29 protein-coding genes are annotated in these 26,015 nt (G+C 68.0%); 10 read left to right on the top strand and 19 right to left on the bottom strand.

The features are described from left to right. The 4 genes from ACKY0X_RS00590 to ACKY0X_RS00575 form a co-directional block, all read right to left on the bottom strand. A complete protein-coding gene (locus ACKY0X_RS00590; RefSeq protein ID WP_109413487.1) occupies positions 1-738 on the bottom strand; it encodes an ABC transporter permease in 738 nt (245 codons plus the stop codon). Positions 739-1,060: 322 nt separating this feature from the next. Then, positions 1,061-2,653: a fatty-acid--CoA ligase FadD5 gene (gene fadD5, locus ACKY0X_RS00585; protein ID WP_409427885.1), complete on the bottom strand. Its 1,593-nt coding sequence runs from the start codon at positions 2,651-2,653 to the stop codon at positions 1,061-1,063. 20 nt (positions 2,654-2,673) lie between these two features. Beyond that, positions 2,674-3,114: an SRPBCC family protein gene (locus tag ACKY0X_RS00580; RefSeq protein ID WP_024442929.1), complete on the bottom strand. Its 441-nt coding sequence runs from the start codon at positions 3,112-3,114 to the stop codon at positions 2,674-2,676. A gap of 36 nt (positions 3,115-3,150) precedes the next feature. After that, the gene (locus ACKY0X_RS00575) at positions 3,151-3,627 is read right to left on the bottom strand and encodes an acyl-CoA thioesterase (RefSeq protein ID WP_409427884.1); all 477 of its coding nucleotides are present in this window, start codon (positions 3,625-3,627) and stop codon (positions 3,151-3,153) included. Between the two features lie 14 nt (positions 3,628-3,641). Between ACKY0X_RS00575 and ACKY0X_RS00570 the strand changes: the two genes are divergently transcribed. Beyond that, entirely contained in the window at positions 3,642-4,757 is a 1,116-nt protein-coding gene (locus ACKY0X_RS00570; RefSeq protein ID WP_409427883.1) for an alcohol dehydrogenase catalytic domain-containing protein, read from the top strand. Here ACKY0X_RS00570 and ACKY0X_RS00565 read toward each other — a convergent pair. Genes ACKY0X_RS00565 through ACKY0X_RS00535 form a run of 7 tightly spaced genes read right to left on the bottom strand, consistent with a single transcriptional unit; the run spans position 4,738 to position 11,146 of the window. Continuing rightward, the gene (locus ACKY0X_RS00565) at positions 4,738-6,204 is read right to left on the bottom strand and encodes a flavin-containing monooxygenase (RefSeq protein WP_409429757.1); all 1,467 of its coding nucleotides are present in this window, start codon (positions 6,202-6,204) and stop codon (positions 4,738-4,740) included. The two genes, ACKY0X_RS00570 and ACKY0X_RS00565, sit on opposite strands and share 20 nt — an antisense overlap. Next, positions 6,201-6,932 carry an SDR family NAD(P)-dependent oxidoreductase gene (locus ACKY0X_RS00560; RefSeq protein ID WP_409427882.1) on the bottom strand — a complete coding sequence of 244 codons (732 nt, stop codon included), beginning with the start codon at positions 6,930-6,932 and terminating at the stop codon, positions 6,201-6,203. The genes ACKY0X_RS00565 and ACKY0X_RS00560 overlap by 4 nt, the downstream gene beginning before the upstream one ends. Beyond that, positions 6,929-7,678, bottom strand: a complete 750-nt coding sequence (locus ACKY0X_RS00555) for an HpcH/HpaI aldolase family protein (RefSeq protein WP_409427881.1) — start codon at positions 7,676-7,678, stop codon at positions 6,929-6,931. Before ACKY0X_RS00555 ends, ACKY0X_RS00560 begins: the two co-directional genes overlap by 4 nt. Beyond that, a complete protein-coding gene (locus tag ACKY0X_RS00550; RefSeq protein ID WP_409427880.1) occupies positions 7,675-8,643 on the bottom strand; it encodes a zinc-binding dehydrogenase in 969 nt (322 codons plus the stop codon). The genes ACKY0X_RS00555 and ACKY0X_RS00550 overlap by 4 nt, the downstream gene beginning before the upstream one ends. A gap of 3 nt (positions 8,644-8,646) precedes the next feature. Then, entirely contained in the window at positions 8,647-9,822 is a 1,176-nt protein-coding gene (locus ACKY0X_RS00545) for a cytochrome P450 (RefSeq protein ID WP_409429756.1), read from the bottom strand. A 50-nt stretch (positions 9,823-9,872) separates the two neighbouring features. Then, positions 9,873-10,589, bottom strand: a complete 717-nt coding sequence (locus ACKY0X_RS00540; RefSeq protein WP_409427879.1) for an NIPSNAP family protein — start codon at positions 10,587-10,589, stop codon at positions 9,873-9,875. After that, on the bottom strand, positions 10,589-11,146 hold the full coding sequence (locus tag ACKY0X_RS00535; RefSeq protein ID WP_409427878.1) for a hypothetical protein: 558 nt from the start codon (positions 11,144-11,146) through the stop codon (positions 10,589-10,591). Before ACKY0X_RS00535 ends, ACKY0X_RS00540 begins: the two co-directional genes overlap by 1 nt. Before the next feature lie 144 nt (positions 11,147-11,290). On the opposite strand from ACKY0X_RS00535, the gene ACKY0X_RS00530 reads away from it, so the two are divergent. After that, positions 11,291-11,986, top strand: coding sequence for a DUF427 domain-containing protein (locus ACKY0X_RS00530; protein ID WP_409427877.1), 696 nt, complete (start codon positions 11,291-11,293; stop codon positions 11,984-11,986). Here ACKY0X_RS00530 and ACKY0X_RS00525 read toward each other — a convergent pair. Then, positions 11,981-12,880 carry an acyl-CoA thioesterase gene (locus tag ACKY0X_RS00525; RefSeq protein ID WP_409427876.1) on the bottom strand — a complete coding sequence of 300 codons (900 nt, stop codon included), beginning with the start codon at positions 12,878-12,880 and terminating at the stop codon, positions 11,981-11,983. The genes ACKY0X_RS00530 and ACKY0X_RS00525 overlap by 6 nt on opposite strands. 78 nt (positions 12,881-12,958) lie before the next feature. Between ACKY0X_RS00525 and ACKY0X_RS00520 the strand changes: the two genes are divergently transcribed. Next, entirely contained in the window at positions 12,959-13,807 is an 849-nt protein-coding gene (locus tag ACKY0X_RS00520) for an SMP-30/gluconolactonase/LRE family protein (RefSeq protein ID WP_409427875.1), read from the top strand. Positions 13,808-13,817: 10 nt separating this feature from the next. Next, positions 13,818-14,624 carry a thioesterase family protein gene (locus tag ACKY0X_RS00515; RefSeq protein WP_409427874.1) on the top strand — a complete coding sequence of 269 codons (807 nt, stop codon included), beginning with the start codon at positions 13,818-13,820 and terminating at the stop codon, positions 14,622-14,624. Here the strand turns inward: ACKY0X_RS00515 and ACKY0X_RS00510 are convergent. Beyond that, the gene (locus ACKY0X_RS00510) at positions 14,621-15,217 is read right to left on the bottom strand and encodes an SDR family NAD(P)-dependent oxidoreductase (RefSeq protein ID WP_409427873.1); all 597 of its coding nucleotides are present in this window, start codon (positions 15,215-15,217) and stop codon (positions 14,621-14,623) included. The two genes, ACKY0X_RS00515 and ACKY0X_RS00510, sit on opposite strands and share 4 nt — an antisense overlap. Positions 15,218-15,380: 163 nt before the next feature. Between ACKY0X_RS00510 and ACKY0X_RS00505 the strand changes: the two genes are divergently transcribed. Next, a complete protein-coding gene (locus ACKY0X_RS00505) occupies positions 15,381-15,914 on the top strand; it encodes a TetR/AcrR family transcriptional regulator (RefSeq protein WP_046283326.1) in 534 nt (177 codons plus the stop codon). 60 nt (positions 15,915-15,974) lie between these two features. Here the strand turns inward: ACKY0X_RS00505 and ACKY0X_RS00500 are convergent, their stop codons facing one another. Further along, the gene (locus ACKY0X_RS00500; protein WP_409429755.1) at positions 15,975-17,339 is read right to left on the bottom strand and encodes an FAD-binding oxidoreductase; all 1,365 of its coding nucleotides are present in this window, start codon (positions 17,337-17,339) and stop codon (positions 15,975-15,977) included. A gap of 48 nt (positions 17,340-17,387) precedes the next feature. Here ACKY0X_RS00500 and ACKY0X_RS00495 point away from each other — a divergent pair, with 48 nt between their 5' ends. Both ACKY0X_RS00495 and ACKY0X_RS00490 read left to right on the top strand, forming a co-directional pair. Next, on the top strand, positions 17,388-18,287 hold the full coding sequence (locus ACKY0X_RS00495) for an alpha/beta hydrolase (protein WP_409427872.1): 900 nt from the start codon (positions 17,388-17,390) through the stop codon (positions 18,285-18,287). A 45-nt stretch (positions 18,288-18,332) separates the two neighbouring features. Continuing rightward, the gene (locus ACKY0X_RS00490; RefSeq protein WP_409427871.1) at positions 18,333-19,835 is read left to right on the top strand and encodes a DUF222 domain-containing protein; all 1,503 of its coding nucleotides are present in this window, start codon (positions 18,333-18,335) and stop codon (positions 19,833-19,835) included. Between the two features lie 15 nt (positions 19,836-19,850). On the opposite strand, the gene ACKY0X_RS00485 is transcribed toward ACKY0X_RS00490, so the two are convergent. After that, entirely contained in the window at positions 19,851-20,498 is a 648-nt protein-coding gene (locus ACKY0X_RS00485) for a TetR/AcrR family transcriptional regulator (protein ID WP_046285376.1), read from the bottom strand. Between the two features lie 134 nt (positions 20,499-20,632). On the opposite strand from ACKY0X_RS00485, the gene ACKY0X_RS00480 reads away from it, so the two are divergent. Together ACKY0X_RS00480 and ACKY0X_RS00475 are read left to right on the top strand one after the other, a co-directional pair. Then, positions 20,633-20,776, top strand: a complete 144-nt coding sequence (locus ACKY0X_RS00480; RefSeq protein ID WP_105295430.1) for a hypothetical protein — start codon at positions 20,633-20,635, stop codon at positions 20,774-20,776. An 82-nt stretch (positions 20,777-20,858) separates the two neighbouring features. After that, positions 20,859-21,695 carry a tyrosine-protein phosphatase gene (locus tag ACKY0X_RS00475; RefSeq protein ID WP_065040787.1) on the top strand — a complete coding sequence of 279 codons (837 nt, stop codon included), beginning with the start codon at positions 20,859-20,861 and terminating at the stop codon, positions 21,693-21,695. A 30-nt stretch (positions 21,696-21,725) separates the two neighbouring features. Here the strand turns inward: ACKY0X_RS00475 and ACKY0X_RS00470 are convergent, their stop codons facing one another. From ACKY0X_RS00470 to ACKY0X_RS00460, 3 genes are all read right to left on the bottom strand, one after another. Beyond that, entirely contained in the window at positions 21,726-22,586 is an 861-nt protein-coding gene (locus ACKY0X_RS00470; protein ID WP_046285370.1) for an SDR family oxidoreductase, read from the bottom strand. A 126-nt stretch (positions 22,587-22,712) separates the two neighbouring features. Further along, positions 22,713-23,651 carry a class I SAM-dependent methyltransferase gene (locus tag ACKY0X_RS00465; protein WP_409427870.1) on the bottom strand — a complete coding sequence of 313 codons (939 nt, stop codon included), beginning with the start codon at positions 23,649-23,651 and terminating at the stop codon, positions 22,713-22,715. A gap of 72 nt (positions 23,652-23,723) precedes the next feature. Further along, a complete protein-coding gene (locus ACKY0X_RS00460) occupies positions 23,724-24,296 on the bottom strand; it encodes a TetR/AcrR family transcriptional regulator (protein WP_409427869.1) in 573 nt (190 codons plus the stop codon). 187 nt (positions 24,297-24,483) lie between these two features. On the opposite strand from ACKY0X_RS00460, the gene ACKY0X_RS00455 reads away from it, so the two are divergent. Beyond that, a complete protein-coding gene (locus ACKY0X_RS00455) occupies positions 24,484-25,074 on the top strand; it encodes a TetR/AcrR family transcriptional regulator (RefSeq protein WP_409427868.1) in 591 nt (196 codons plus the stop codon). Here the strand turns inward: ACKY0X_RS00455 and ACKY0X_RS00450 are convergent. Further along, positions 25,061-25,987, bottom strand: coding sequence for a DNA-3-methyladenine glycosylase family protein (locus ACKY0X_RS00450; protein WP_409429754.1), 927 nt, complete (start codon positions 25,985-25,987; stop codon positions 25,061-25,063). The genes ACKY0X_RS00455 and ACKY0X_RS00450 overlap by 14 nt on opposite strands. Between the last annotated feature and the right edge of the window lie 28 nt (positions 25,988-26,015).

Genomic DNA, 26,015 nt, shown 5'->3' with positions numbered 1-26,015 from the left:
TCAGGTCCCCGTTCCGAACTTCACGCCGATGGTGGTCAGCACCACGTTCACGGCGAACAACGCAAGTACGCACAGCACGACGGTTTCGTTCACGGCCGTGCCCAGGCCCTTGGAGCCGCCGCGGACGGTGAGGCCGCGGTAGCAACCGACCAGGCCGGCGATAAGTCCGAACACACTGGCTTTCACCGTCGAGATGATCACCTCGGGCAGCCCGGTGAGCAGAGTCAACGTCGACAGGTAGGCGCCGCCGGAGACGTTCTGCAGGTAGACGCCGAAGAGGAAGCCCCCGGTCAAGCCGATCACGATCACCAGGGCGTTGAGGAGCAGGGCCACCACGGTCGCGGCGATCACCCGGGGCACCACCAGTCGATGGATCGGGTCGATGCCGAGCACTTCCATCGCGTCGATCTCTTCGCGAATGGTGCGGGCACCCAGGTCGGCGCAGATCGCGGTGGACCCGGCCCCGGCGACCACCAGCACGGTGACCAGCGGCCCCAACTGGGTGACTGCGGCGATGCCGGCTCCCGCGCCTGAAACATCGGCGGCGCCGAACTGCGCCAACAAGATATTCAGTGTGAAGACCAGGAGAACGGTCAGCGGAATGGCGACCGCGATGGTCGGAATGATGGCGACGCTGGTGATGAACCAGCCCTGCTGCAAGGTCTCACGCCACTGGAACGGCCGTACGAAAAGCGCACGAGCGGTCAGAGCACACATTCTGAAGAATCCGCCGACCATGATCAGCGGCGGCAGCACCCGATCCCGGAGGAAGTCGGCGACACGGGGACGCGCTGGAGCCGTCACACCACCCCCCTCACTAGAAATCCCGCCGCACGACTCAGCAAGGAACCGCGTCGCACAGTGTCTTCTCCGTCCGTCGTTCAGCGAGACCCGCGTCACCTTATCGGCCCGAAGTGCCCTTGGCGACCATCGGACCATACCTGATGGCTGCGTGAGAGGGGCATCGAACGAGCGGAACCTCCGCGGGTTTCCTACCGGAGAGTAACGTGCCGCGACCTCACTCATCGCTGTTTCGGGCGGCATCGCTTGGGGGGCTTCCCTAGTCGGATCCCTGAGCCGTCCCGTAGTTAATGCGCAGTTCGGTTTTGAGCACTTTCCCGGCCGGGTTGCGGGGCAGGGCCTCAACGATCTCGAGCGCCTTGGGGTGCTTGTAGCGCGCCAGCCGCTGGGTCAAGAAACCGTCGAGGTCGGCCAGGGTCAGACCCGCCCGGGACAGCGCGGCGACCGCGATCGGAACCTCGCCCCAGCGCTCGTGGGGGCGACCGATAACGGCGACCTCGGCGATGTCGGGGTGATCGGCCAGCACGTTCTCCACTTCGGCGCAGTACACGTTCTCGCCGCCGGAGATGATCATGTCCTTCTTGCGGTCGACGACCCAGACGTAGCCCTCTTCATCCATCCGGACCAGATCGCCGGAGTGGAACCAGCCACCGGCAAAGGCCTCCGCGGTGGCCTCCGGCTTGTTCCAATAGCCACTCATCAAGGTGGGCGCCCGGTAGACGATCTCGCCCACCTCACCGACAGCGACGTCGTTCATCTGCTCGTCGACGACCCGGGCGGAGACGGTCGGAATGACGGTGCCGACCGAACCGCGCTTCCTGGTGGCGTCCTCGCCGAGCAGGATGCAGGTGACCGGCGACATCTCCGTCTGCCCGAAGGCCGCCAGAATCTTGGTGCCGGGGAAGGTCTCCGCCATCTGCCGCAGCAACGCATCAGAGGCCGGCGCCGCTCCCCACGACATGGTCCGCAACCGGATGTCGCGCGGGTTGGCCTGCTGCTGAGCGCAGACCGCCTGCCATTGGGCCGGCACCAAGAAGATGCCGGTGACTCGCTCGGCGGCCAGCACGTCGAGCAGTTGGCCGGCGTCGAACGCACCCAGCGGGTTGATGACGGTCGGGATGCCCAGCCACATACCGGGCAGCAGGTTGCCCACCCCGGCGATATGGAAGAACGGCACTCCGATGAAGGCCACGTCGGAGGTGCCGGTGCCGGCGGTGTGCAGCGCGGTCATCGTCTGGCCGACCAGGTTGGTGTGGGTGAGCACCGCGCCCTTGGGCAGACCGGTGGTGCCCGAGGTGTACATGATCAGGGCCGGCGAGTCGTTGGGAATGTCCACCGGCGCGTGCGATTCGCCGGTCTCGTTGATCAGGTCCTCGTAGGCGATCAGGCCCGCGGCTGCTACGTCGCCGGGTTCTTGCGCCACCACCACGTGCTCCAGCAGTCCGGTCAGCTCTCGCACACCGGTGGCGACCGGCACCAGCGCCGGTTCGGTGATCAGCACCTTGGCCTCGCAGTCGGTGACCAGATAGCCGATCTCCGGTGGGGTGAGCCGGAAGTTGACCGGAACGGCGATGCCGCCCAGCGTGTTCGCCGCCAGCACCGACTCGACGAACTCGGTGCGGTTGAGCATCAGGATCATCACCCGGTCACCGGCACGGACCCCGCGGCGGCTCAGCGCGTCGGCCAGCGCGCCAACGCGATCACGCAGCTGCGACCAGGTAGTGGTCTGGCCCAGGAACCGCAGTGCCGGAGCGTCCGGTTTCATCAGCGCGTGCCGGTCCAGCTGGTTGACCCAGTTCTGTCGACGCGCCCGGTAGGGCTGCTCGGCGGGATCAACGGTTGCGTGGCTCAATTCGGTTCTCCCGCGTTGTGCTAGCCCGAAGCCAATTCTTCGGCGCGCCGTTTGAGATTGTCAGCCAGATAGTCCAGGGCGTTGCTGAACGCCTTCTTGAGCATCGGCTTGGGTACCGACATCTGCGTCTCGACGTTCATGTCGACGGTGAGCAACGTGGTCGGGCCGATCTCAACCACCGAGAACAGCTGCTCCTGCTTGCTGAACAGATCACCCTGCTGCAGCACCGTCTGGATCTGAGTAGCACTGGGGTAGTAGACGGCCTGGATGAAGGTGCCGTCGAAACCGGAGTAGGACGCATCCAGCCGCAGCTGGCTGGGCCGGCCGTCGTCGTAGCGGGCCAGCACCCAGATCCCTTTGACCTCTTCATTCCACTGCGGGTACGCCTCGAAGTCGGCCACGATCCCCATGATTGTGGCGGCATCGGCGGCGACTTCGACGGTCTTGCTCACGAGCGGCACCCGCCGAGCATAGCCACCGGCGAAACAGCCGCCGAGCTAAACCTGGGCGGTGGCCAACAGCGCGCGAATCCCGTCGGGGATCGGGACCGGCCGGCGGCTGCTGCGGTCGATATAGACGTGCACCCAGTGCCCAAGCGCGGCGATCGGTACCGCGGCGGCGTCGACTCCGGTTTCAGGGGCCCGGAAGAGCGCGAGCCGATAGGTGACGCTGCTGCGGCCCAACCGAGTGACGGCCAGCCCCACCACGAGCCGGTCCGGGAAGGCGAGTTCGCCCAGGAATCGGCAGCCCGATTCGGCGACCACCCCCAGCTCCGGCGCCGCGACCGGGTCGATGTCGACGTGGGCCGCGATCCAGCCGTTGATCGCGGTGTCGAACAGCTGGTAGTACACCGCGTTATTGAGGTGGCCGAACATGTCGTTGTCGGCCCACCGGGTCAATACCGGCCAGTGCACCGGAAAGTCCTGGCTGGTCAACCCTTCCGGCGCGGGCGGGACTGCTGCGTCCGAACTCATGGTTGTATTCCAGCATGACCACGATCCGCGGGGCGGTGCTGGAGCGGATCGGGGCGCCGCGCCCCTACGCCGCCTCGCGCCCGCTGACGGTGACCGAGGTGGAGCTGGCCCCACCCGGCGAGGGTGAGTTGCTGGTGCGGGTCGAGGCCGCCGGCGTCTGTCACTCCGATCTGTCGGTGGTCGACGGCAACCGGGTGCGACCGGTGCCCATGCTGCTCGGCCACGAAGCCGCCGGCATCGTCGAAGAGGTGGGCGCCGGGGTCACCGCGGTGCGGCCGGGCCAGCGGGTGGTGCTGACCTTCCTGCCCCGCTGCGGCCACTGCGTGGCATGCGGCACCGACGGCCTGGCGCCGTGCGAACCCGGCAGCGCCGCCAACGGCGCGGGCACCCTGCTGGGCGGCGGGCAGCGGCTGCACCGTGCTGGCCAGACCGTCTATCACCACCTCGGGGTCTCCGGGTTCGCCACGCATGCCGTGGTCAGCCAGACCAGCGCGGTGCCCGTGCCCGATGACGTGCCGCCGACGGTGGCCGCCCTGCTGGGCTGTGCGGTGCTGACCGGCGGCGGGGCCGTGCTCAACGTCGGCCGTCCCGTGCCGGGTGACACCGTGGCGGTGGTCGGGCTCGGCGGAGTCGGGATGGCCGCGGTGCTGACCGCGCTGGCCCACGACGGTGTGCAGGTCGTCGCGATCGACCGGCTGCCGGACAAGCTGGCCAGCGCAACCGCGCTGGGCGCTCAGCACACCTATACCCCGCAACAGGCGCTTGACGCCGGCGTGCGCGCCCCGGTGGTGATCGAGGCGGCCGGTCATCCCGTTGCGCTGGAGACCGCGATCGGCTTGACCGCACCGGGCGGGCGCACTATCACTGTCGGCCTGCCGCCTCCGGATGCCCGGATCAGCGTGTCCCCGCTGGGTCTGGTTGCGCAGGGGCGCGCGCTGATCGGCAGCTACCTGGGTTCGGCGGTGCCCGCACGTGACATTCCACGCTTCGTGGAGTTGTGGCGAGCCGGCCGTCTTCCCGTCGAGCAGCTGGTGTCGGCGACCGTGCCGCTCGAGCAGATCAACGAGGCCATGGACCAGCTCGCCGACGGCGCCGCGGTCCGTCAGATCATCACGTTCGATCCGCACTGATTGCCGGTTCGAAGGTGAAGTCCGCTGCCCGGAACCGTCGGGTCATCGCCCAGAACGCACCGGCGCTGCGCGGCCACTGGGTGACCACCCGGCCGTTGGCGGCACGAAAGTAGTTGCTGCAGCGGGTGGTCCACACCGTGCCGTCCATCCACCGGTCGACCTTGGCGATGAAGTCTGCCAGCGCGGCGGGCCGCACGGCGACGTAGGACTTGCGCGTGCGTCGCAGGTGTTTGAGCACCCGAACGATGTAACGCGCTTGGGCCTCCAACACGAAGATGACGCTGTTGGAGCCTACGTTGGTGTTGGGCCCGTAGAGCATGAAGAAGTTGGGGAATCCGGGCATCGCCATACCGAGGTAGGCGCGCGGCCCGTCGCGCCAGGCCTGTTTGAGGGTGATGGCGTCCTCACCGGTCACCTCGATCTGACCGAGGTAATCCGCGGCCGCATATCCGGTGGCACAGACCACCACGTCGACCTCGCACTCGGTGCCGTCCTCGGTGACCACCGATCGGGACCGCAGCGCCCGGGCCGGGCTGGTCACCACCTCGACGTTGGGTCGGGCCAGCGCGGGCAGATAGTCCGAGGAGAACACCAGGCGCTTGCAGCCCAGCGGGTGATCCGGGGTCAGCGCCGCCCGCAACTGGTCGTCGGCGATGTTGTTGTCCAAGAGTTTTCGCGCGATGTCGGTGAACTCCCGGGTCTTGTCGCTGCCGTTCTCGATCACCGCGATGTTCGACTCGCTGCGCAGCCACAGGCGCATCCGGTACAGCCGCTTGGCCAGCGGGATGCGGGCAAAGGCCCATCGCTCCCGCGGGGTATAGCGCCGGTCCGGCTTGGGCAGGATCCAGGTCGGTGACCGCTGCAGCGAGTACACCTTCTCGGCGACGTCGGCCAATTCCGGCAGCAGTTGCGCCGCAGTTGAACCCGTCCCGAGCACAGCGACTTTCGCGCCGGCGATCGGCACCGAATGGTCCCACCGCGCTGAATGCATCACAGTGCCCGCGAAGGGCTGTTCTTCGATCAGGTCGGGCAGCACCGGCTGCGTGAACAGCCCTACGGCGGAGACCACCATGTCGAACCGATGCTGCGCGCCGTCGCTGCTGATCAGACACCACTGACGCCGGTCCGGCTCCCAGTGGGCGGCGCGAATCTCGGTGCGCAGCCGCAGATGCGCGTCGAGGCCGTGGTCGGCCGCGCAGCGCTCGAAATAGGCCAAGATCTCGGGCTGCTGCGACCACTGCCGCGACCAATGCGGGTTCAGGTCGAAAGAATAGGAGTACAGGTGTGATTTGACGTCACAGGCCAGCCCCGGATACGTATTGATCCGCCAGGTGCCGCCGACGCCGTCCTCCCGGTCGAAGATGGTGAAGTGGGAGAACCCCGCGCGGCGCAACAGGATTCCCAGCGCCAGCCCGCCCGGCCCGGCACCGATGATGCCGATCTTCATCGGATCTGCAGACACTGTCCGCCGTCCACCACAAGCTCGGCGCCGGTGATGAATGATGCGGCTTCGGAGACCAGGAACGCCACCGCGTCAGCCACCTCGACGGGCCTACCGAGTCGGCCACCCGCCGATACCGCGGCCAGGCGCTGCTGGGTCACGTCGTCGAGCATCGGGGTGGCGATCGGCCCGGGAAACACCGCGTTGACCCGGATGCCCGCCGAGATGAGTTCCGCGGCAACGGTCTGGGTCAGGCCGCGCAGTGCCCACTTCGATGACCCGTAGGCGCTGTGCTGCGGAAAGGGGCGGATCGCCCCGGTGCTGCAGGTGTTGACGATGGCGGCACCCTCGGCCTCCCGCAGTCGATCCAGCGCCGCCTGAATTCCCAGGAATGCGCCCAGACAGTTGACCCGCCAGGACTTTTCGAAGTCCTCGGGTGTCTCCTCGGCGATCGTCGCACGGTGCAAGGTGCCGGCATTGTTGATCAGTGCGGTCAGCGCCCCGAACCGCTGGACGGTGGTTGCCACCGCGGCGTGCCAGTGCTCGGGGCAGGTCACGTCGAGACGAACGCCGACCAGTGCGTCGTCAGCCCGCCCGGTGACGGCGGCATGCAGCGCGGCCTCGTTGATGTCGCCGGCGACGACGGCGAATCCGTCGGCGCGCAGCCGTTCGGCGATCGCCCAGCCCTGGCCGCGGGCGGCGCCGGTGACCAACGCAACCCGTGCCGGGCTCATCGGCCCCTCGCTTCGTCGAGATGTTCGAGGGCTCCCCGGCGCAGCGCCTGGGACTCGGCGGCCAGCGTGATCATCTGGTAGCCCAGCCCGGCTAGCACCGCGCCCGCCGCGCCCGATCCGCCGTGGATCGCCGCGATCACCCCTGCTTCCGCTGCCGCGCCCCGGATGCGTGTCATCGCCGCGAGCAGGTCGGGGTGCGTGGTGCTTTGGGCGACGTCGACGCCCATCGAGATCGCCAGGTCGGCGGGCCCGACGTAAACGCCGGCCAGGCCCGGAACCGCACAGATGCGTTCCACGTCTGCCAGGGCCGCGGCGGTCTCGATCATCGCGAAGACGTCCGCTCGCGATTCCAGACCGGCCAGATCGCGGCCCAGACCGAGGCGCAGCGGCCCGAAGCTGCGGATTCCGGCCGGGGGATAGCGGGTGGCGGCCACTGCGGCGGCCCCCTGCTCGGCGGTCTCGATCAACGCGATGATGACCGCGTCGGCGCCGGCGTCGAGCACCCGCCCGATAGGGGCGGGGTCTGCGTTGGGCAATCGAACCGCGGTGGCGATCGGCAGATGTTCGGTGTGCCGCAGCATGGCGGCGATGTCGGCGTCGTCGAGGTAACTGTGTTGGGCGTCGAAACCCACGTAGTCGTAGCCGGCGCGGGCGAATTCCTCCGGGCCCAGCACGGTGGGCCCGGTGACCCAGCCGCCCCAGAGCGGGGCCCGGGCCGCGAGGGCGGTACGCAACGCCGACGTCATGCAACCATCGCGATCTTGACTCGGCCCGGCACCGGTCGGGTCGCTAACTCGAAAGCGGCCTGGACTTCGTGGCAACCGAAGACGTGAGTAACGTAGTCGCCCAACAGTTCTGGATGCTCCGCGGCGAATCGGCCTGCGACCTCCAGCATCCGCCTCCGATCCTGGGTGACTCCGGAGATCAACGTGAGGTTGTTGCGCAGCATGGTGCGCATGCTGATCGGATAGCTGTCGTCGTCGGGGACACCGAAGTAGAACACCGTGCCGCCGGGAGCGACCGCCTCGATGGCGTGGCCCAAGGTGGCGACCTGGTGGCCGACCGCCTCGATCACGATCTCCGGGCGGTCGGCTGCGTCCAGGTGGTGCACCCAGCGGTCACTTGTCGCCTGTGCCACGGTGTCAATCCCGAAGGCGGATGCCATTTCTCGGCGATCGACCGGATCCACACCGGTGACGTGGCGCGCGCCCGCGGCTTTGGCGACAGCGCTGAACAGCAGACCGATCGACCCCTGACCGATCACCGCGACATGGCGGCCGGCCAGGTCGGGCAGTTGTTCGACTGCGTAGAGCACACACGCCAACGGCTGCAGGCCCACGGCTTGGGCGGGCGCCAGCGCCGGGTCGTAGGCCACCAGTCCGTCGCCGTCACTGATCACCTGTTCCATCAGTCCGTCGAAGCCCGACGCCCAACCGACGACCCGGTCGCCGGGTTGGTGCTGAGGATGCCGGCTGGCGATGACGTCGCCGACGATCTCGTGGATGGGGAAGCCGAGCTTCTCCGCGGCCGCGGCGCCGTCGTCACCGGGCAACCTGCCCTGCGCGCCGCGGAAGGCCGGCAGGTCGCTGCCGCATACCCCGGCCGCGACGAACTGCAGCAGCACCTGCCCCGCGCCGAGCTGCTGCTCGCGTGGATCGGGGGCCTCGATCTTCTCGAATTGATATGGCGCTATCAACCGGTATGCCCACATGTTTCAGACCTCCACCGGGATGGTGTTCCAGCCCCATTGGAAGCTGGATGGCAGCCGGGTCGCGCCGTCGTCGAGAATCCGATAGTTCGGCACTCGATGCAGCCATTCCTGCACCAGGACGGTCACTTCCAGTCGGGCCAGGTGGTAGCCGATGCAGAAGTGCTGTCCGCGTCCGAACGCCAGTGATCGTTTGATCGGCCGGTCCCAGCGAAATTCGTCGGGGTCGGGGTACTGGCGCTCGTCTCGGTTTGCCGACGCCAGCAGGGTGATGATGCGTTGGCCCGGCTCGACAGTCATCCCGTGCAGCGTGAACGGTTTGCGGGCGGTGCGCGCGAACCATTGCGCCGGTGCGCAATAGCGGATCATCTCTTCGCGTGCCAGCTGCACCGTGTCATGCGGATCGGCCCGTACCGCGGCCAGTTGGTCCGGGCGCCGGGCCAGTTCCCACAACCCGTGCGCGACGATCTTGGGCACGGTCTCGGTGCCGCCGATAAAGATGCACAGCAGTTGCGTCGCCGCTTCGATGTCGTCGAGGTCGGTGCCGTCCGGCAGTCGGTAAGCCAGCATCCCGTCGACGATCGGCAGCACGCCGGGGCCCTGCTCGGCGCGCCGGCGTTGTACGGCCGGGATGAGGTACTGCAGGTAGTTGGGCCGTGCCACAGCGGTGTCCACCCCGCTGCCGGCCTGCGCGAGACTTCCGGCGTTCACCGCCGCCAATACCTCTGCGGCGCAATCGATCGGAATGCCCAGCAGTTCGCAGACCACCTGAGCCACCACGACTCCGCCGTAGTCACAGGTCAGGTCGAACTGGCCCTGGCCAAGCAGCTCATCGAGCCGCTGATTGGCCAAGGTGCGGATGCGGTCTTCCCAGTCGGCCACCGATCGGGGCCGAAACGCCGGGGCCTGCAACCGGCGGATGTCGTCGTAGATCGGCTTGTCGAAGACGGCGTGGAACGGCAGCGGGTGCAGCGGCGGGTCTGGAACCGGGCCATTGTTGTGGTGCGCCAGCACGGTGGCCGCCGGCAGTGTTCCCTCCGAGGCCACGAAGGTGCCGTCACTGAGCGCCAGCACATCCCAGATGTCGTCGAAGCGGGACAGGGCGTACAGATCCCACTGTGGGACGTAGTACATCGGGTGCTGATCGCGCAGCACCCGGTAGTACGGGAGGGGGTCGGCCATCACCGCCGGGTCGAACGGATCGTAGGAGAACTCCGGTGCGGCAACGCTTGTCACGAGGCGTCTCGCTGCAGCGGAGAGGGGGGCAGGGCCTGCAGGATCGAGTCCTCCCAGCCGTCGCGTAATGCGGGCGCCACACTCATCCACGTCACGATCTCCGCCGGCGGATGGTCCTTCCACGACGGGTAATGCTCGGCGAAGCAGTCCCAGCCGCCGTCCAGTGCCCAGTAATGGATGACCTCGTTGTAGCGGAATGTGGTGGTGAACGAACCGAGCCAACGCTTGCCGGTGCTCTCCGACCACGGCACATACAGCCGCTCCAGTTCCCGGATGTAGTCGTCCTGGCGACCGGGCTTGGTCTGCATGATCTCCTGAATGACCACGGTCGCGTCGAAGTCGGTCGCGCGTAACGCAGCCAGGGTTTTGTTGTGCGGGCCGGGGTACATGATGCGGCCCTCCCCCGATGCTCCGATTCCGGCGAGGTAGGCCGACCATTCGGCCGCGCTCTGGGCGTGGCTGCCGCCGCGGCTCTGCGCCCGCCCGATTCGGGCGTAGTCGGCGAACGCGTCGATCTCCCAGATGATCGTGACCTGCGGCCAATGCCCGTTGTATGCGGTGGACTCCCACAGCGCGAACAGGCGGGCACCCAGCTCGGCCATCATCGGCTGGTAGATCTCGGTGAACTTGCGGGTGAAGTCGTCGCGCACGCCGCGGCCCAGATCGATCGTCTCGTGCAGGTATAGCAGGGTGTGGTCGTAGTGCTTGCGCATCAGCCGACCGGGACCAGATCGGAATTGACTGGCAGGCAATGCTTCTGGTCGCTACGGAATATCTCCGGACCGTCAAACGGGGCCGCGTACCCGACATCGGCGGCTGCCAACGCCTGCCGCTTGAACGCCCGGCCCGCCACCGTCGGCAGGTGCTGCACGGCGCTGAGCCGATGGCTGACCTCCAACGGCCAACGCTCACCCCACAGCACGACCTCGGTCAGGCTGCTCCGCAGCGCGTGGTGTACCCGCGCGCTGATCCGGGGATCGGCGGTGAGCACGTCGGCGACCACCGCCAGGCTGTGTCCGGGTGCATCGCTGCCGACGGCAGACAGCTCCGCCTCGAGGTCTGCCGTGTTGAGTCCCAAGATCTGCAACGGTCGGAGGTCCTGATGCGGCGGCACCAGCACCCGCACGTCCCAGCCGATCGCCGCACGGTGATACAGCCACCCGCCGGCCGCGCGCACCAGGCCGGCGACATCGGGGGCGATGACATCGAGGCGGTAGCGGAGGTAGTGATCCTGCGCCAAGGAATCCAGGGCCGCAGCGGTACTCGTCATCGCATCATCCCAGCTCGTCGTGAGAATCTCAGACGGTGCAGCCGGCCGGGCGCTGTCCGGCCGCGCAGCACAACTCCTCCGAGATATTACAGTTGAAGCTAAATTTGTAAAGCCGTATGAGGCGAACACGGGCGGGGGAGTGAAATGAGTCTGGTGGCCGGACACGGCCCGTTGAGCACCGAGCGCGCCGGCTGGTTCGCCCCGGAGATCACCGGCGCACTGGTGTACGTCGAACCGCATCCGCGCCGCGTGCGGGCGATCCGCGGTGAGCGCACCGTGATCGACACCGAAAGCGCGCTGCTGGTGCATCGCCAGGGCGAGCCGCTGGGCTACGCCTTCCCCGCGGATGCCGTCGGCGACCTTCCACATCGGGCGCTGCCCGAGGCATCGGGCTTCGTGCAGGTCCCGTGGGACGCCGTCGACGCCTGGTTCGAGGAGGGCCGGCGGCTGGTGCACTACCCCCCGAACCCTTACCACCGGGTCGATTGCCGGCCCACCCGGCGCGCATTGCGGGTCGAGGTTGACGGAGTGCCCCTGGTGGACACCGATGACACCGTGATCCTGTTCGAGACGGCCCTGGCGCCGCGGCTGTACGTCGCCCCGGACTACGTCCGCACGGATCTGCTGCAGGCGTCGACGACGTCGAGCTACTGCAACTACAAGGGCTACGCGAACTATTGGACCGCGGTCGTCGGAGACACCGTCGTACCGGACGTGGCCTGGAGCTACCCGGACCCGCTGCCCGAGAGTGCCCCCATCGCAGGACTTTTCAGCTTTGATCTGTCGCTCGTCGACGGTTTCGCTGAGCTGCCTCCGACGGCCGGACGCCCGCGGCTATAGCCGCGAGTGCTCGGCGATCTTGTTGTCGCTGGTGCGCAACGGCCGGATCAGGCCGTCCTGGGCGAACGAGGCGATTAGATCGCCCTCCTCGGTGTGCACGGTGCCGCGAACGTAGGACATACCCGCACCTACCTGGGTGCTTTCATGGCTGTAGAGGATCCAGCCGTCCCAGCGCACCGGCTCGTGAAAGCTCACCGTGACCGTCATGGGAGCGGTGGATACCGTCAGATGCGATTGGCTGGTGCCGATCCCCGCGTGCGCGCGCATCGTCGTCGAGATGCCCAAATGTCCGGTGAAGTAAGCGATCAGCGCTTTGGCGAGGTCGTCGCGGGCGGGAATGGGCTCATAGTGCAGCCAGGCGTAGAGCTCCGGCGGGCCCACCTCGTCCGGGCTGTTGACGTCGACCACGTCGACAAGGCGCACCTCGCGTCCGGCCATCGGCATGACACAGGGGTTGGCCTGCGCGGGGGCGGCCACCTCGGGCCGCGGCAGATGGTGGGTGATCACGTCGGCCGACGGGACATCGGCCAGCACGGTGATGGTCGCGCAACGCTTCTGGTTCTGCAGCACCGAGATCACCGCGGTGGCCGTTGACCGACCCTCGCTGACGACGTCGATCACGTATTCCGCCGCTGGTCCCACCAGTACGGCCCGGGCGAACACCGCGTGCACCGATCGGACGGACTTGTCGCCGAAGCGTTTCGCTGCCGCGACGATGGCCTGCGCCAACAGCTGGGTGCCCTCGACGACTTGGCGCTCGTCGTCGCCGGCCAGACCTGTCGCACCGGTGAACCGGTCCGGGCGGTCCTCGGTCACCTCGAACAGGTCCAGCAGGCCGCTCACCGACCACTGCGTCGCGGGGGAAGTCTCGGTGGTCGGAGATGCTTCAGACATTCCGCGAGCGTGACATTTGAGCGGCATTTTGTAAAGTGGGCTCTGGCCGCACCCGCGGCGCCGGACAGGAGGGCGACAGTGTTGGGTATCGCCGAAGCAAGCTCGCAATCGACACCGACGCCGCTGGCCGGCGGCTTCTGCTTCGGGGAGGGGCCGCGCTGGTTCGAGGGGCTGCTGTGGTTCTCGGACATGCTCGGCGAGGCGATCCACACCGTGAACCTGCGCGGCTCGATGACCACGGTGCCCCTGCCGGGACACACTCCCAGCGGGCTGGGGTTCCGGCCGGACGGATCACTGCTGATCGCCTCGGCCTCCGACCGCCAGGTGCTCTGCTACGACGGTGACACCGTGACCACGCTGGCCGATCTGAGCAAGCTGGTGCCCGCCGACCTCGGCGACATGGTGGTGGACGCGGCCGGCCGCGCCTACATCGGGTCGCAGGCCTACTCCGGCGGTGTGCTGGTACGCGTCGATCCCGACGCGAGCGTGCACCTGGTCGCCGAGGATCTGGACTTCCCCAACGGAATGGCGATCACCCCGGACGGCGGCACGCTGATCGTCGCCGAGTCGATGGGCCGCCGGCTCACCCGGTTCACCATCGACACCGACGGCGGGCTGAGTGAACGCCGAGTGTTCGCCGAAGGGTTGGACGGACCACCGGACGGCATTGCGCTGGACGCCGCCGGCGGGGTCTGGACGGCGATGACCCTGGCCAATCAGTTCGAGCGCATCACCGAAGGCGGCGTGGTGACCGACCGGATCGCAACCGGCGAGCGGGCCGCGATCGCGTGCGCGCTGGGCGGGCCGAAGCGCCGCACGCTGTTCCTGCTGTCCAGCCCCACCGCGTACCCGAAGCACCTGATCGGCACCCGCGACTCGCGCCTGGACACGGTGACCGTGGAGATCCCCGGCGCCGGGCTGCCCTGAAAGGGATTCGATGACCGACTCCTACTACGAGTTGCTGGACGCCGCCGATCCGCGGGGAGAGAAGTTCGCTGCCACCGATCTGGTTCGCGGCACGTGGTCGGCACAGATCCAGCACGCTGCACCGGTTTCGGCCCTGCTGGTGCGGGCACTGGAACGCTTGGCGCCGCGCGACGACACCCGACTCAGCCGAGTCAGCATCGACCTGTTGGGGCCGGTGCCGGCCGAAGGCGCGCTGTGGGTGCGCGGCCAGGTCGACCGAGCCGGCAAGCAGATCGAACTGGTCAGCGCCGAGATGCTGGCACCCGGCCCCGACCAACTGCCGCGACCCGTCGCCCGGGCATCCGGTTGGCGTTTGCAGACATTGGACACCGGCGACGTGCAGCACGCCTCGGCTCCACCGCTGCGGCCGGTCAGTGAGGCACAAAGCAACAACATGCAGCAGCACTGGGACCGCAACTACGTGCACAGCCTGGACTGGCGGTGGCTGACCACGCCGTTGGCCCCCGGCGCCGGTGAGTCCTGGATCTCACCGATCGTGGACCTGGTCAAGGGTGAATCCATGACCCCGCTGCAACGGCTGTTCGCCGTGGCCGACGACGCCAACGGGGTCGGCACCAAGCTCGACATCAGAAAGTGGACCTTCCTCAATACCGACCTGGTGGTGCACGTGCACCGGATTCCCGACGGCGAGTGGATCGGTATCCGGGCCGAGACCAACTACGGCCCCGACGGCATCGGGACGACGATCGGGACCCTGTTCGATCAGCAGGGCGCGGTGGCGGGCATTCAGCAGTCCGTCCTGGTGCGCCGGCGTTAGCGGGCCGCTCCCGCAGCCGGGAGCATTTCGACAAGACGCAGCCGCGACTCGGTGGCCATCCCGGCCAGCAGGCGGCCGGCCTCGGCGGTGCACGCGTAGACACCCGGCTGGGCCGACCGCACCACCGACGCCCGCACCCCGGTGCCGACGAACTCCGCGTCCAAGGCCGCCAGCCAAGCGTCAACCTTGCGCTGGGCGGCGGCGCACCTCACCCCGGCCAACTCCGGGCCGACCAGCACGACGTCCCCGCTGCCCCGGGTGATCATGGCCGGAATCAGCCGGGTGGCCAGGGTTTGCGCCCCCACTCCGGCGCTGTCCGGGCCCTCGCCCGCCGGTCCGGCGAGACCGACATCGGTGATGAGCACGTCCGGGGTGCCGATGAGGTAGTGCGCGGCGGTGAGGAATTGGTTGATCGAACGCGGCTCGGTGAGATCGAGGTGGGCGGCGAACGCACTGCCGCCGCGGTCGCGAAGCTGCGCCGCGAACCGCTCGGACTCCTCGATTCGTCGACCTCCGAGCAGCACCAGGTGTCCTTGGGCGGCCAACTGGGCCGCGGCCACCTGGCCGATCCCGGCTGCTTCGATGACGATCATCACGGCTCGCGGCGGATGCGTGCGTTCCTCGCACGTGACTTGCGGCGCTTCGATCACAATAATTGCCCTACGGCCCGATCCCCCGGGGCCCGCGACGGTGAGGAACGATGTCCAGGCACCGAACCAGCGTGACACTCTCGCTATTTTTTGTAAAGTCTCCGCTATGACCCGCAGCACGGTGGATGGCCCCGACAGCTCGACCCGGCAGCGGATCCTCGCGGCCACCGCGGAGGTGCTGGGGCGTAATGGGATGACCAAGCTCAGCCTGTCCGAGGTGGCCTCCCAGGCCGGGGTCTCCCGCCCCACCCTGTATCGATGGTTCCCGTCGAAGGAAGAGCTGATCTCGGCGTTCTCCCGGTACGAGCGGCACATCTTCGACAGCGGGATCGCCCGCGCCACCGAAGGACTCAAGGGCACCGAAAAGCTCGACGCCGCACTGCGTTTCATCGTCGACTACCAGCACTCGTACACGGGTGTGCGAATGATCGACATCGAGCCCAAGCACGTGCTCGCCGACTTCTCCCGCATCATCGTGCCGATGCGCGAGGGCCTGCAGCGGATGCTGACCGGGCCGGATGCCCCGGTGAAGGCGGCCGCCGCGATCCGGATTGCCATCTCGCACTACATCATTCGCAGCGACGACTCCGAGCAGTTCCTGGCCCAGTTGCGTCAGGCCGTCGGCATCAAGCACCGCTAGCGGCGATCGCAAGGTCGGCGGAGCCTGCGGAGCCGGGCGCGGCGGGTCGTCGCCATCGGCTCAGTCGAAGAGCACTGCGGCATTGAGATAGCCGGTCGGATCGAAGGCGGCCTTGATCGTCCGCATCGCGGCGATGTCGTCCGGCCCGCGCGACATCGCCAGGTAGGCCCGCTTGCGGCTGCCCACCCCGTGTTCGGAACTGACGTTGCCGCCGCAGTCGGCGATGAGCGTCATTATCGCCGCGTACAGGCCCGCCTCGGCCGATGCTGAGCAACGCAGCACGTTGAAGTGCAGGTTGCCCTCACCGATATGGCCGAACAGCACCGGAAGCGCCTCCGGTGCATGCGCTTGCACCACCGTGCTCGCCGCCGCGGCGAATCCGGCGACCGCCGCCAGGGGCAGGGACACGTCGAACTTCACCGGCGGCCCGAAGGCACCCAACACGTCGGCGATCGCCTCGCGCACCCGCCAGAGCCGCTGCTGGGTCGCAGGGTCCACACCCACCGCCGGTTCGTCGCAGCACCGCACCTGCGCCAGCAGTTCGGCGAGGCGGTCGGTCTGGTCGATGTCGCCGGTCAGTTCCACCAGCAGCAGCCAGTCACCGCGCACCGGGGCGCCGATCCCGAGCCGCTCGCCGGTCAGCGCAGCGACGCGCGCGTCGATCAATTCCAGCGCTGCGATGCCGTCCATGTCGCGAAAGACGCGGGCCGCCTCGACCAGTGCGTCGAGGCCCGCGAAGCCGCAGACCGCCGTCACCCGGTGCGCCGGGACGGGATGCAGCCGCAGGTCCAGCGCGGTGATGACGCCCAGGGTGCCTTCGGCCCCGACGAACAGTGCCGGCAGGTCGTAGCCGGTGTTGTCGGTGCGCACCGAGCTGTGCCGATGCACCGACGTACCATCCGGCAGCGCCACCTGCAGGCCAAGCACCTGCTCGCCCATGTTGCCGTAATGCACGGTGTGCAGCCCGCCGGCGTTGGTCGAGGCCATTCCACCCACTGTCGCGGTATCCCGGGCGGTCAGATCGACCCCGAAGATCAGCCCGGCATCGGCCGCCGCCCGCTGGACCGCCGCCAGCGTCGCACCTGCCCCCACGGTCACGCGGCGCTCGACGACGTCGACCTCACCGACGACGTTGAGCCGCTCGGTGGACAGCAGCACGTCGTCGTTCTCGGGGACGGTGCCGGCCACCAGCGAGGTACACCCACCCTGGATCGTGACGTGTGCGCCGGCGTCACGGCAGAGCCGCAGCACCGCGGCGACTTCCTCGGGCGACCCGGGACGCACCAACGCACTCGCCCGGCCCCGGTAACGGCGGGTGTAATCGACACCGCGGCCGGCCAACACGTCGGGGTCGTCCGTGACATAGGCGGGGCCCACCGCCTCCGCCAGGCTCTGCAAAAGGCTCCGAAACTGGCTTTGAGTCACCGCCCCGGTCACGAAGCCGGTTTACCACACGCGGGGCTACCTTTAGGCATGGCTATCCGCGAAGATGTCTCGTTTCGATCGGGCGCGGACCGTATCAGCGCCTGGCTCTACCGCCCCGACAACGCCGGACCCGACGGTGTGCCGCTGCTGGTGATGGCACACGGTCTGGGCGCGGTGCGCACCATGCGGCTCGACGCCTACGCCGAGCGGTTCGCTGCGGCCGGATACGCCTGTCTGGTGTTCGACTACCGCAACTTCGGCGACAGCGACGGTGCTCCCCGCCAGCTGCTCGATGTGGGCATGCAGCTGGCGGACTGGTCCGCCGCGGTCGACTTCGCGCACACCCTGGCCGGTGTCGACCGCAACCGGATCGGCCTGTGGGGCACGTCGTTCGGTGGCGGCCACGTGATCGCCACCGCGGCGCGCCTGCGGGTGGCGGCGGTGGTGGCGCAATGCCCATTCACCGACGGGATCGCCTCGGCGCGCACCATTCCGCCGTTGACGATCGCGCGGATCAGCCTGTTGGCGTTGCGGGATCTGGCTTCGGCCCGGCTCGGCAACCCGCCGGTGCTGGTGGCGACCGCCGGTCGTCCCGGAGAGGTCGCGCTGATGAGTACGCCCGACTCGTACCCGGGCTACCTGAAGCTGGTTCCGCAGGGGCAGAACCTGCGCAATGAGGTCGCCGCCCGGATCGGGATGAAGATCCTGGCCTACCGGCCGGGCCGGCTGGCGGCCAAGGTGAGCTGCCCGATTCTGTTCTGCGTCTGCGACACCGACTCGGTCGCCCCACCGGGCCCGACCCTGCGCTACGCCACCAAGGCGCCCCGCGGCACCGTCAAGAGATATCCCGAAGGCCACTTCGACATCTACGTCGGCGACGCCTTCGAGCGGGTTGTCGCGGATCAGCTGGAGTTCCTGGACCGCACCCTCAAGACCGCGGGGGCCTGAGCGCGCGGCACCAACTTGTCAGACCCCCTCGATAAAATCGCACGTATGTTCGAGACCGGCGGGCTGGGGCCAGAGTCGTTGGCGGAGGCCGACGACAAGGCCCTGGTGGCGGCCATCTCGGAGTGGGCCCGGGTGGAGGCCGCGGCCTCGGCGCGCCGCCTGGCGGCGATCGGCGAGTTGGTGGCTCGGCGTACCCGCGGGTCCGATGCGGTGAACCGGTCGCGCTGGTCCTGCGATTACTGGGACGCCGCGGCCTGCGAGGTCGGCGCTGCCGAGCAGATCAGCCACGGGATGGCCTCATCGCAGATGTATCTGGCCACGGCGCTGCGGGAACGGCTACCGAAGGTGGCCGCACTGTTTCTCGACGGAGCGATCAACAGCCGGCTGGTGGCCACGATCGTCTGGCGCACCACGTTGATCACCAACCCGTACCTGCTGAACGCCGTCGACACCGAACTCGCCGCGATCGCCACCGGCCTGGGGCCCCTGTCGGCGGCCAAGACCGCGGCGGCCATCGACGCCCTGATCGACCGGTACGACCCCGACGCCGTCCGGCGCCAGGAGCGCGACGCCCGCGGCCGCGAAATTGTCGTCGACACCCGCAACAGCGAAAACGGCACCACCGGCCTGTGGGGCCGACTGTTTGCCACCGATGCCACCGCACTCGAACGGCGCCTGACCCAACTGGCCCGCACCGTCTGCCACGACGATCCCCGCACCCTGGCCCAACGCCGCGCCGATGCCCTCGGCGCCCTGGCCAACGGAGCCGAGTCCCTAGCCTGCGCCTGCGGCAACTCCGACTGCCCCGCCGCCGGGGCAGACGACGCCCGCGCGGCCAACGTCACCGTCTACGTCCTCGCCGACCAAACCACACTGAACACCGAAGCCGATCCGCGATTCGGGAATGGCCAAGAGCCGTCAACCATCCCCGCTGGCAAACCCTCGACACCCCCGGCGCCCTCCGGGCAGATCATCGGCGGCGGTACGGTGCCCGCACCGCTGCTGGCCCAGCTCGTCAACAACGGCGCCACCGTCAAACCGCTGCGGCAGCCGGCCGACCTGCCGGCCGAACCGCACTACCGGCCCTCGACAGCGTTGGCCGCCTTCGTCCGGGCCCGCGACCTCACCTGCCGATTCCCCGGCTGCGACCAGCCCGCCACCTACTGCGACATCGACCACGCCGTGGCCCACCCGTGTGGAGTCACCCACCCAGCCAACCTGCGCTGCCTCTGCCGAAAACACCACCTACTCAAGACCTTCTGGACCGGCCGCGGGGGCTGGACCGACCGTCAGCACCCCAACGGCACCATCGAATGGACCAGCCCCACCGGCCACACCTACACCACACGGCCCGGCAGCATGCTGCTATTCCCCGCCCTGTGCCTAGCCACCACCGCACCACCGTCATCACCGTCACCACCGACATCAACCGGCGACCGCACCCTGATGATGCCCACACGCAAGAACACCCGAATCCAAGACCGGCTCCGGTGCATCGAGGCCGAACGCGCCTACAACCTCGCCCGACGCGATAGGCCTCCGCCTTAGTGCGATCCCACGGTTCTACACACCCAGCGGGGATTCGACCCGGATCGTCTCGTCGCGGATCAGCCCCCGCAGCAGCGCCGTACTGAACTCCGCGGCGATCTCCTTGGCGCTACGCCGGCCGCTGGGCCGCAACCAGCGGTAAGCCCCCAGCGTCATACCGATGTAGCCCAGCGCCAGCACGTGCGAGTCGCACGGATAGAACTCCCCGCTGGCGATACCGCGGTCGATCAGGCCATGCACGTGCTCGTAGACCTGGGCTTCCTTCTCCCGGATCTCGGCCACCTGCTCCTCGGTGAACCACTCGGTGATGTAGGGCTGCTCCTGGAAGTAGACCGCCGCGCCCTCGGGATTAACCGCGATCTGGTCGAGCAGACGCACGGTGTACTGGTACAACGCCTCGCGCGCGGTCCACGACGGGTCGTCGTGGACGGCCGCCAGCGTTCGTTCCGCGGCCTGCTGGTAAATGTCATAGAGGATCAATGACTTGCTGGCGTAGTAGTGATAGACCGTCGCCTTGTTCAGCCCCACCACGTCAGCGACGTCGTCCATGCGGGTGCCGTGGTAGCCGCGGGCCGCGAACAACTTGGTAGCGACCGCGAGCAGCTCCTCGCGACGAGATGGGGCCTGGGAAGATCCCCCCGGCGTAGCCTTGCCGTTTGCCATGTCCACTCACTCTTCGGCCAGGCCGGTGTCATCGGCGTGTCAATCAACTGGTTGGAAGGATTCTAGGCAGTCCGCTGTTGCAGCGTTGACGGGCCGACTAAACTGGTGGAAATCCAAGCTAAGGGGTTGACGACATGGGTCCTGGTTACGGTTACGATCCGAATCCGGATTACGAGCTGAGCGACGAGGCCGAGTTCTTCTTCAAGTACCTGACTTGGGGCATTCGTGGCGTCGAAAGCGGTGGCGGCTATCCCCCGCAGAACTACCCGCCGGTCTAAACCGCTACAGCGAACCTGATTGACGGCCCCTGATCCGCCCGGATCGGGGGCCGTTTCACGTCTGATCGGCCAAGCCACCAGCATGGTGTCCTATCGTGGCCGGGTGACCTCCCAGCCGAATCTGCCCGGGGCGTGGAATTTTCGCGACGTCTCCGAGACCACCGGCGCGTTGCGCCCCGGCCGCCTGTTCCGCTCCAGCGAACTGAGTCGCCTCGAAGATCGGGGCCGCGAAGAATTGCTGCGACTCGGGGTGTCCGACGTAGCCGATCTGCGGTCACCGCGCGAGGTGACGCGCCGCGGACCGGGGCTGGTGCCCGCCGGTGTCGGCATCCACCTGCTGCCCTTCCCGGATCTGGCCGGCGACCAATCACCGGACAGCTCGGCTCCGCACGAGGACGCGTTCCGCAACATGATGGCCGAGAAGCCCGACGAGGATTCCGCCGCCGACGTCGCCGCCCGCTACATGCTTGAGGAGTACGAGCGCTTCCCCACCCTCGCCGGGTCCCGCCGGGCGGTGCAGCGGGTGGTGTCACTGCTAGCCGAGGGCCGGCCGGTCCTGGCGCACTGCTTCGCCGGTAAGGACCGCACCGGATTCGTCGTCGCAGTGGTGCTGCGGGCGGCCGGGGTGGACCGCGACGCCGTCATCGAGGACTACCTGCGCAGCAACACCGCGGTGCCGGTGCTGCGTGACCGCATCATGGAAATGATCCGGTCACGGCCCGAGGCCGAGATCACCCCCGAGGTGCTGACCTTCACCGAAGCGCGCCTGTCCGACGAAGTGCTCGGTGTGCGCGCTGACTATCTGGATGCTGCCGAACGCTCGATCGAGGAGAACTTCGGCTCGCTCGACGGGTTCCTGCGGGCCGCCGAGGTCACCGACGCCGACGTCGACAGGCTGCGTGGCGCGCTGCTCGGCTAAAAGCAGCGCGCCACGTCCCGAATCTGACTGTTACAGCGAGAAACTGGCCGCCTTGGCCGCCGACAGGTCGGCGATCGTCGACCACTGCGCCGCGATCTCGTCGACCGACGGCGGGTTCTCGAAGGTGGCGCCGGCGTTCTCGAACAGTGCGGTCCGCTGTACCTTGCCGCCGCCGGCGATGAACACCGAGCCGGTCTCTGCGACCTCTTCGGTGCACAGGTAGGCCACCACCGGTGCGACGTACTCGGGCTTGAGCTTGGCCAGCACCTCCGGCGGCAGGATGTCCTCGGTCATCCGGGTTGCCGCGATGGGCGCGATCGCGTTGGCCTTGATGTTGTACTTCGCGCCCTCGATGGCCAGCGTGTTGATCATGCCGACCAGGCCGAGCTTGGCCGCGCCGTAGTTGGCCTGCCCGAAGTTGCCGAACAGTCCGCTGGTGGAGGTGGCGACGACCACGCGGCCGTAGCTCTGCTCGCGGAAGTGCGGCCACGCCGCGCGCACCACGTTGTATCCGCCGTAGAGGTGCACCTGAAGCACGGCGTCCCAGTTCTCCGACGTCATCTTGTGGAAGGTGCCGTCACGCAGGATGCCGGCGTTGCTGACGACGCCGTCGACCTTCCCGAACTCGTCGATCGCAGTCTTGATGATGTTGGCCGCGCCCTCGGCGTCGGCGACGCTGTCGTAGTTGGCGACGGCCCGGCCGCCGGCCTCTTTGATCTCAGCGACTACCTGGTCGGCCATGTTGTGCCCGGCACCGGTGCCGTCGCGGGCACCACCGAGATCGTTGACCACCACACAGGCCCCCTCGCGGGCCAAGGTCAGGGCGTATTCGCGGCCCAACCCACCACCGGCTCCGGTGACGACGACAACACGATCCTGCACTCCGGACATCAGTTTCCTTCCTCGATTCGATCGCCACGCTAGAACAGGCCCAGAGAAGGCCTAGCGCCAACTTCCAGGCCTTCTCTGTATACGGGGGATGAATCGCGTCCGCTATGTCGGGTCGGGTATGCCGAGTCAGCGGCGCACTGCGGTGACGAACTCCGAGAACGCGTCGGCGTCGTCCGTCACCGACACGTCCACCCAGCGGTTCAACCGGCGCATCTCCGCGGTCGAGGGCTGCGAGGCGGCCCGCCAGCCGTGCTCGTCGAGCCATCCCCGCACCGACGCGCGGTCCTCGTCCTGGTAAATCAGATCCTGGATGTCGAGGCTCTGCGTCAGGCCTACCGTCTCGGCGATCTTCTTGAATCGCTCCGCCATCTGCTGGCGCCGCTCGTCGGAGCGGTGGTTGCCCGCGGTCTCCGCCGCGATCCGGCTCCCCGAAGCGCTGAGCTCGGTGATTTGCTCGAACAGCCGGTCCTGACCCTCGGCGGGCAGGTACATCAACAGTCCCTCGGCCAGCCATGCGGTCGGGGCCGCGGGGTCGAAGCCGGCGGCAGTCAATGCGGCGGGCCAGTCCTGCCGCAGATCGATGGGCACGGTGCGGCGCTCGGCCGCCGGCGTCACGTCGTTGGCCGTCAGGGTCTGCTCCTTGTAGGCCAAGACCTTCGGCTGGTCGATCTCATAGACGGTGGTGCCGGTCGGCCAGTCCAGCCGGTAGGCGCGCGAGTCCAGCCCGGACGCCAGGATCACCACCTGGCGGATGCCGGCGGCGACGGCGTCGGCGAAGAAGGCGTCGAAGAAGTGGGTGCGGACCGCCTGGTAGCTGCGCATGTGGTGATAGACGGCAGCGACCTCGGCGTCGATGGCCTCCACCTTGTCTACCAACGTGTCGTCCAGCAGCATCTCCCAGATCCCGGTACCGGCACCGGCGACCAGGAGTTTGGCGTACGGGTCGTTGATCAGCGGGTCGGCGCTGGCCGTTTCGGATGCGCGGGCGGCGGCCACCATCACAGCTGTCGAGCCGACACTGGTGGCGATATCCCAGGTGTCGTCGTGGGTACGGAGTGCGCTCATCGGTTTACCTCGCTTGGTCGCGGCCGCTGTCGCACGCGATACTACCGATGAAAGTTAGCCGGGCTATTAACTTTATCCGTCGGCTGGCTGACGCAACTGCCAGAGTTCCTGGGTCAACAGCGCCTGCAGTGTGGCGACCACCCCGGCAGCTGCCGCCTGATTGCCAACCAGTGACACATAGAACGCGATGCCCCACAACACGGCCAACAGCATCTCGGTCAGCTCACCCATACTCAAGGTCGCGACCAATTCTCCGCGGTTGATGGCTTCGGTGAGCGCCTGGGTCAGAAACGCCCGCGGCGGGCCCTGGATGTCGCCGACCAACGACTTCAACACCGGGTCGCGCTGAGCGTCCACCACCGCGGTGACGGCAAACGCCGCCACCGTGCGGTCATCTTCGCCGAGTTGGGTGAAGCTCACGATGACCGAAGACAATTGTCCGACCAGGGTGGGCTCGGAGCGCGCCTGGTCGACGGCGTGCGCGAACAGGGTCTCGGCCTGCGTCAGAACTGCCTGATAGAGCAGCTTCTTGCTTGGAAAATAGTGGTTGATCGCCGGGCGGGTCAGCTGTGCCCGCTCCGCTATCGCCTGAAACGTCGTAGCGTGGTAGCCGAATTCGCCGAAGACGCCGCTGGCGGCCGTCACGATGCGTTCCCTGGTCACGCCGGAGCGCGCCCCGCGGGGGCGCCCCACCCTGCGAAAAACCGCATCCCGCACTAAGCAAGTGTGGCACGGCATAGCGTGCAACCCCAGAAAAATCGAAATTACGAATATTCACTTAAGACTCAGCTGCGCTGTATGCCAACTGCGTCCAGCGAACTAAAGTCGACTTATGGCCGCGGTTCTCTCTCAACAGGCGTACTTCGAGACCGGTTTCGAAGTGCTGTCCGACTTAGGCTACGGCGGCCTCAAGCTCGCCGAAGTCTGCAACCGGCTCGGCGTGACGACGGGCTCGTTCTACCACTACTTCACCAGCTGGCCGGTTTATACCCGTGACCTGGTTCAACACTGGCTGGACGAGCGCACCCTCCAGCACGTGGAATTCGTACGCGCGATACCCGACCCGCGGCAGCGCCTCGACAGCCTGATTCAGATCGGCCTGACCCTGCCCCACGGGGCCGAAGCCGCGATCCGCGCCTGGAGCTCGGCGGACACCCGAGTTCACGCGGTGCAGGCCGAAGTGGATCAGCAACGCTTCGACATCCTCTTCGAATCGGCGCAGGAAGTCCTCCGCGACAAACGCCAGGCGCAGCTGTTCGCAAACTGGGCGATCTATCTGCTGATCGGCTACGAGCAGGCGCTGCTGCCGCGCGACGCCTCCACGTTCGAGTGGATCGCCGCCCAATTGCTCGACGCGCTCGACTCCGGGAGGTTTGCCACAGCTGCCGACGACCCGCCCGGCACGTCGTCTACAGCGAGCTGATCCGCTGCAGGGCCAGACGGGGCCCGCGCCGTTTGCTGACAGCGAGCCCACTGTCGATCAGCAACCGAACCACGCGGTGCCGGTGCGGCCGCATCGGCTCCATCAGTTCGACCATGGCTTCGTCGGTGAACACCTCATCGAGCGGCAAGCCCAGCAGCGTGCGGCCGATCATCGTCGCAAGGTGGTAGTCCCCGACCGATAAAGCGTCGGCATCACCGAACGCTCGCTGCGCGGTCTCGGCCGCGGTCCACTCGCCGACGCCGGGCAGCGACATCAGCGCCGCCCGCGCCTCCGCTGCCGGGCGGGAAACCAGCCGTTCCAAGGCATCGGCTCGCCCAGCGCAACCGACGATGGTGCGCGCCCGCCCGCCATCGACGTTGGCACGATGGAACTTCCAGGACGGGATGGTCCGCCACGTCTGCGCCGACGGCGGCACCCGCATTCGGGACGGCGCCGGACCGGGAGCCGGCGAGCCGAACTCGGTGACCAGCAGGCGCCAGGCCCGAAAGGCATCAGCACCCGGCACCCGCTGCTCAAGCACGGCCGGGATGAGCGCCTCGAGCACCCGGTCGGTGCGCCCCAGCCGTAGGTGCGGCACGCGCCGGTAGGCAGCGATCACCGTCGCATCGGTCGGGGCGAAGCCGGCCGCGTCGTCGTGGACGCCCAACAAGCCCGGTGCGCCGTCAAGGAACTCCGCGGCGCCGGCGCCCCAGGCCGCGCAATCCACCGCATCGGGCGCGGCCTGGACGATGCGCGCCGTCACCGGCCCGCTGGGCATCAGGCTGGTTCGCCAGATGGCCCCACCTACCACCTGTAGGCATGGGTCGCCCGGGCCGCGGCGCAGTGGGCCCAGCGTGAGCGCGGGGCTGGCCGTGCCGGGAAAGGTGACGGTGCGAGAAAGCGAATTACTGATGACGCGATCATAAGGATCGCTTGTCCTC

The sequence above is a fragment of the Mycobacterium sp. SMC-11 genome (assembly GCF_046250095.1).
GTDB lineage: Bacteria > Actinomycetota > Actinomycetes > Mycobacteriales > Mycobacteriaceae > Mycobacterium > Mycobacterium heraklionense_A.
The sequence above is the reverse complement of the archived record's forward strand: the minus strand, read 5'-3'. Positions and strand labels throughout refer to the sequence as shown.

What these genes read in the sequence shown, in the direction of transcription:
- ACKY0X_RS00590 (WP_109413487.1), bottom strand. Translation starts at nt 738, where the DNA reads ATGGTCGGCGGATTCTTCAGAATGTGTGCTCTGACCGCTCGTGCGCTT.
- ACKY0X_RS00575 (WP_409427884.1), bottom strand. Translation starts at nt 3,627, where the DNA reads ATGAGTTCGGACGCAGCAGTCCCGCCCGCGCCGGAAGGGTTGACCAGC.
- ACKY0X_RS00570 (WP_409427883.1), top strand. Translation starts at nt 3,642, where the DNA reads ATGACCACGATCCGCGGGGCGGTGCTGGAGCGGATCGGGGCGCCGCGC.
- ACKY0X_RS00565 (WP_409429757.1), bottom strand. Translation starts at nt 6,204, where the DNA reads ATGAAGATCGGCATCATCGGTGCCGGGCCGGGCGGGCTGGCGCTGGGA.
- ACKY0X_RS00560 (WP_409427882.1), bottom strand. Translation starts at nt 6,932, where the DNA reads ATGAGCCCGGCACGGGTTGCGTTGGTCACCGGCGCCGCCCGCGGCCAG.
- ACKY0X_RS00555 (WP_409427881.1), bottom strand. Translation starts at nt 7,678, where the DNA reads ATGACGTCGGCGTTGCGTACCGCCCTCGCGGCCCGGGCCCCGCTCTGG.
- ACKY0X_RS00550 (WP_409427880.1), bottom strand. Translation starts at nt 8,643, where the DNA reads ATGTGGGCATACCGGTTGATAGCGCCATATCAATTCGAGAAGATCGAG.
- ACKY0X_RS00545 (WP_409429756.1), bottom strand. Translation starts at nt 9,822, where the DNA reads ATGGCCGACCCCCTCCCGTACTACCGGGTGCTGCGCGATCAGCACCCG.
- ACKY0X_RS00540 (WP_409427879.1), bottom strand. Translation starts at nt 10,589, where the DNA reads ATGCGCAAGCACTACGACCACACCCTGCTATACCTGCACGAGACGATC.
- ACKY0X_RS00535 (WP_409427878.1), bottom strand. Translation starts at nt 11,146, where the DNA reads ATGACGAGTACCGCTGCGGCCCTGGATTCCTTGGCGCAGGATCACTAC.
- ACKY0X_RS00530 (WP_409427877.1), top strand. Translation starts at nt 11,291, where the DNA reads ATGAGTCTGGTGGCCGGACACGGCCCGTTGAGCACCGAGCGCGCCGGC.
- ACKY0X_RS00525 (WP_409427876.1), bottom strand. Translation starts at nt 12,880, where the DNA reads ATGTCTGAAGCATCTCCGACCACCGAGACTTCCCCCGCGACGCAGTGG.
- ACKY0X_RS00515 (WP_409427874.1), top strand. Translation starts at nt 13,818, where the DNA reads ATGACCGACTCCTACTACGAGTTGCTGGACGCCGCCGATCCGCGGGGA.
- ACKY0X_RS00510 (WP_409427873.1), bottom strand. Translation starts at nt 15,217, where the DNA reads ATGATCGTCATCGAAGCAGCCGGGATCGGCCAGGTGGCCGCGGCCCAG.
- ACKY0X_RS00505 (WP_046283326.1), top strand. Translation starts at nt 15,381, where the DNA reads ATGACCCGCAGCACGGTGGATGGCCCCGACAGCTCGACCCGGCAGCGG.
- ACKY0X_RS00495 (WP_409427872.1), top strand. Translation starts at nt 17,388, where the DNA reads ATGGCTATCCGCGAAGATGTCTCGTTTCGATCGGGCGCGGACCGTATC.
- ACKY0X_RS00490 (WP_409427871.1), top strand. Translation starts at nt 18,333, where the DNA reads ATGTTCGAGACCGGCGGGCTGGGGCCAGAGTCGTTGGCGGAGGCCGAC.
- ACKY0X_RS00485 (WP_046285376.1), bottom strand. Translation starts at nt 20,498, where the DNA reads ATGGCAAACGGCAAGGCTACGCCGGGGGGATCTTCCCAGGCCCCATCT.
- ACKY0X_RS00480 (WP_105295430.1), top strand. Translation starts at nt 20,633, where the DNA reads ATGGGTCCTGGTTACGGTTACGATCCGAATCCGGATTACGAGCTGAGC.
- ACKY0X_RS00475 (WP_065040787.1), top strand. Translation starts at nt 20,859, where the DNA reads ATGGTGTCCTATCGTGGCCGGGTGACCTCCCAGCCGAATCTGCCCGGG.
- ACKY0X_RS00470 (WP_046285370.1), bottom strand. Translation starts at nt 22,586, where the DNA reads ATGTCCGGAGTGCAGGATCGTGTTGTCGTCGTCACCGGAGCCGGTGGT.
- ACKY0X_RS00465 (WP_409427870.1), bottom strand. Translation starts at nt 23,651, where the DNA reads ATGAGCGCACTCCGTACCCACGACGACACCTGGGATATCGCCACCAGT.
- ACKY0X_RS00455 (WP_409427868.1), top strand. Translation starts at nt 24,484, where the DNA reads ATGGCCGCGGTTCTCTCTCAACAGGCGTACTTCGAGACCGGTTTCGAA.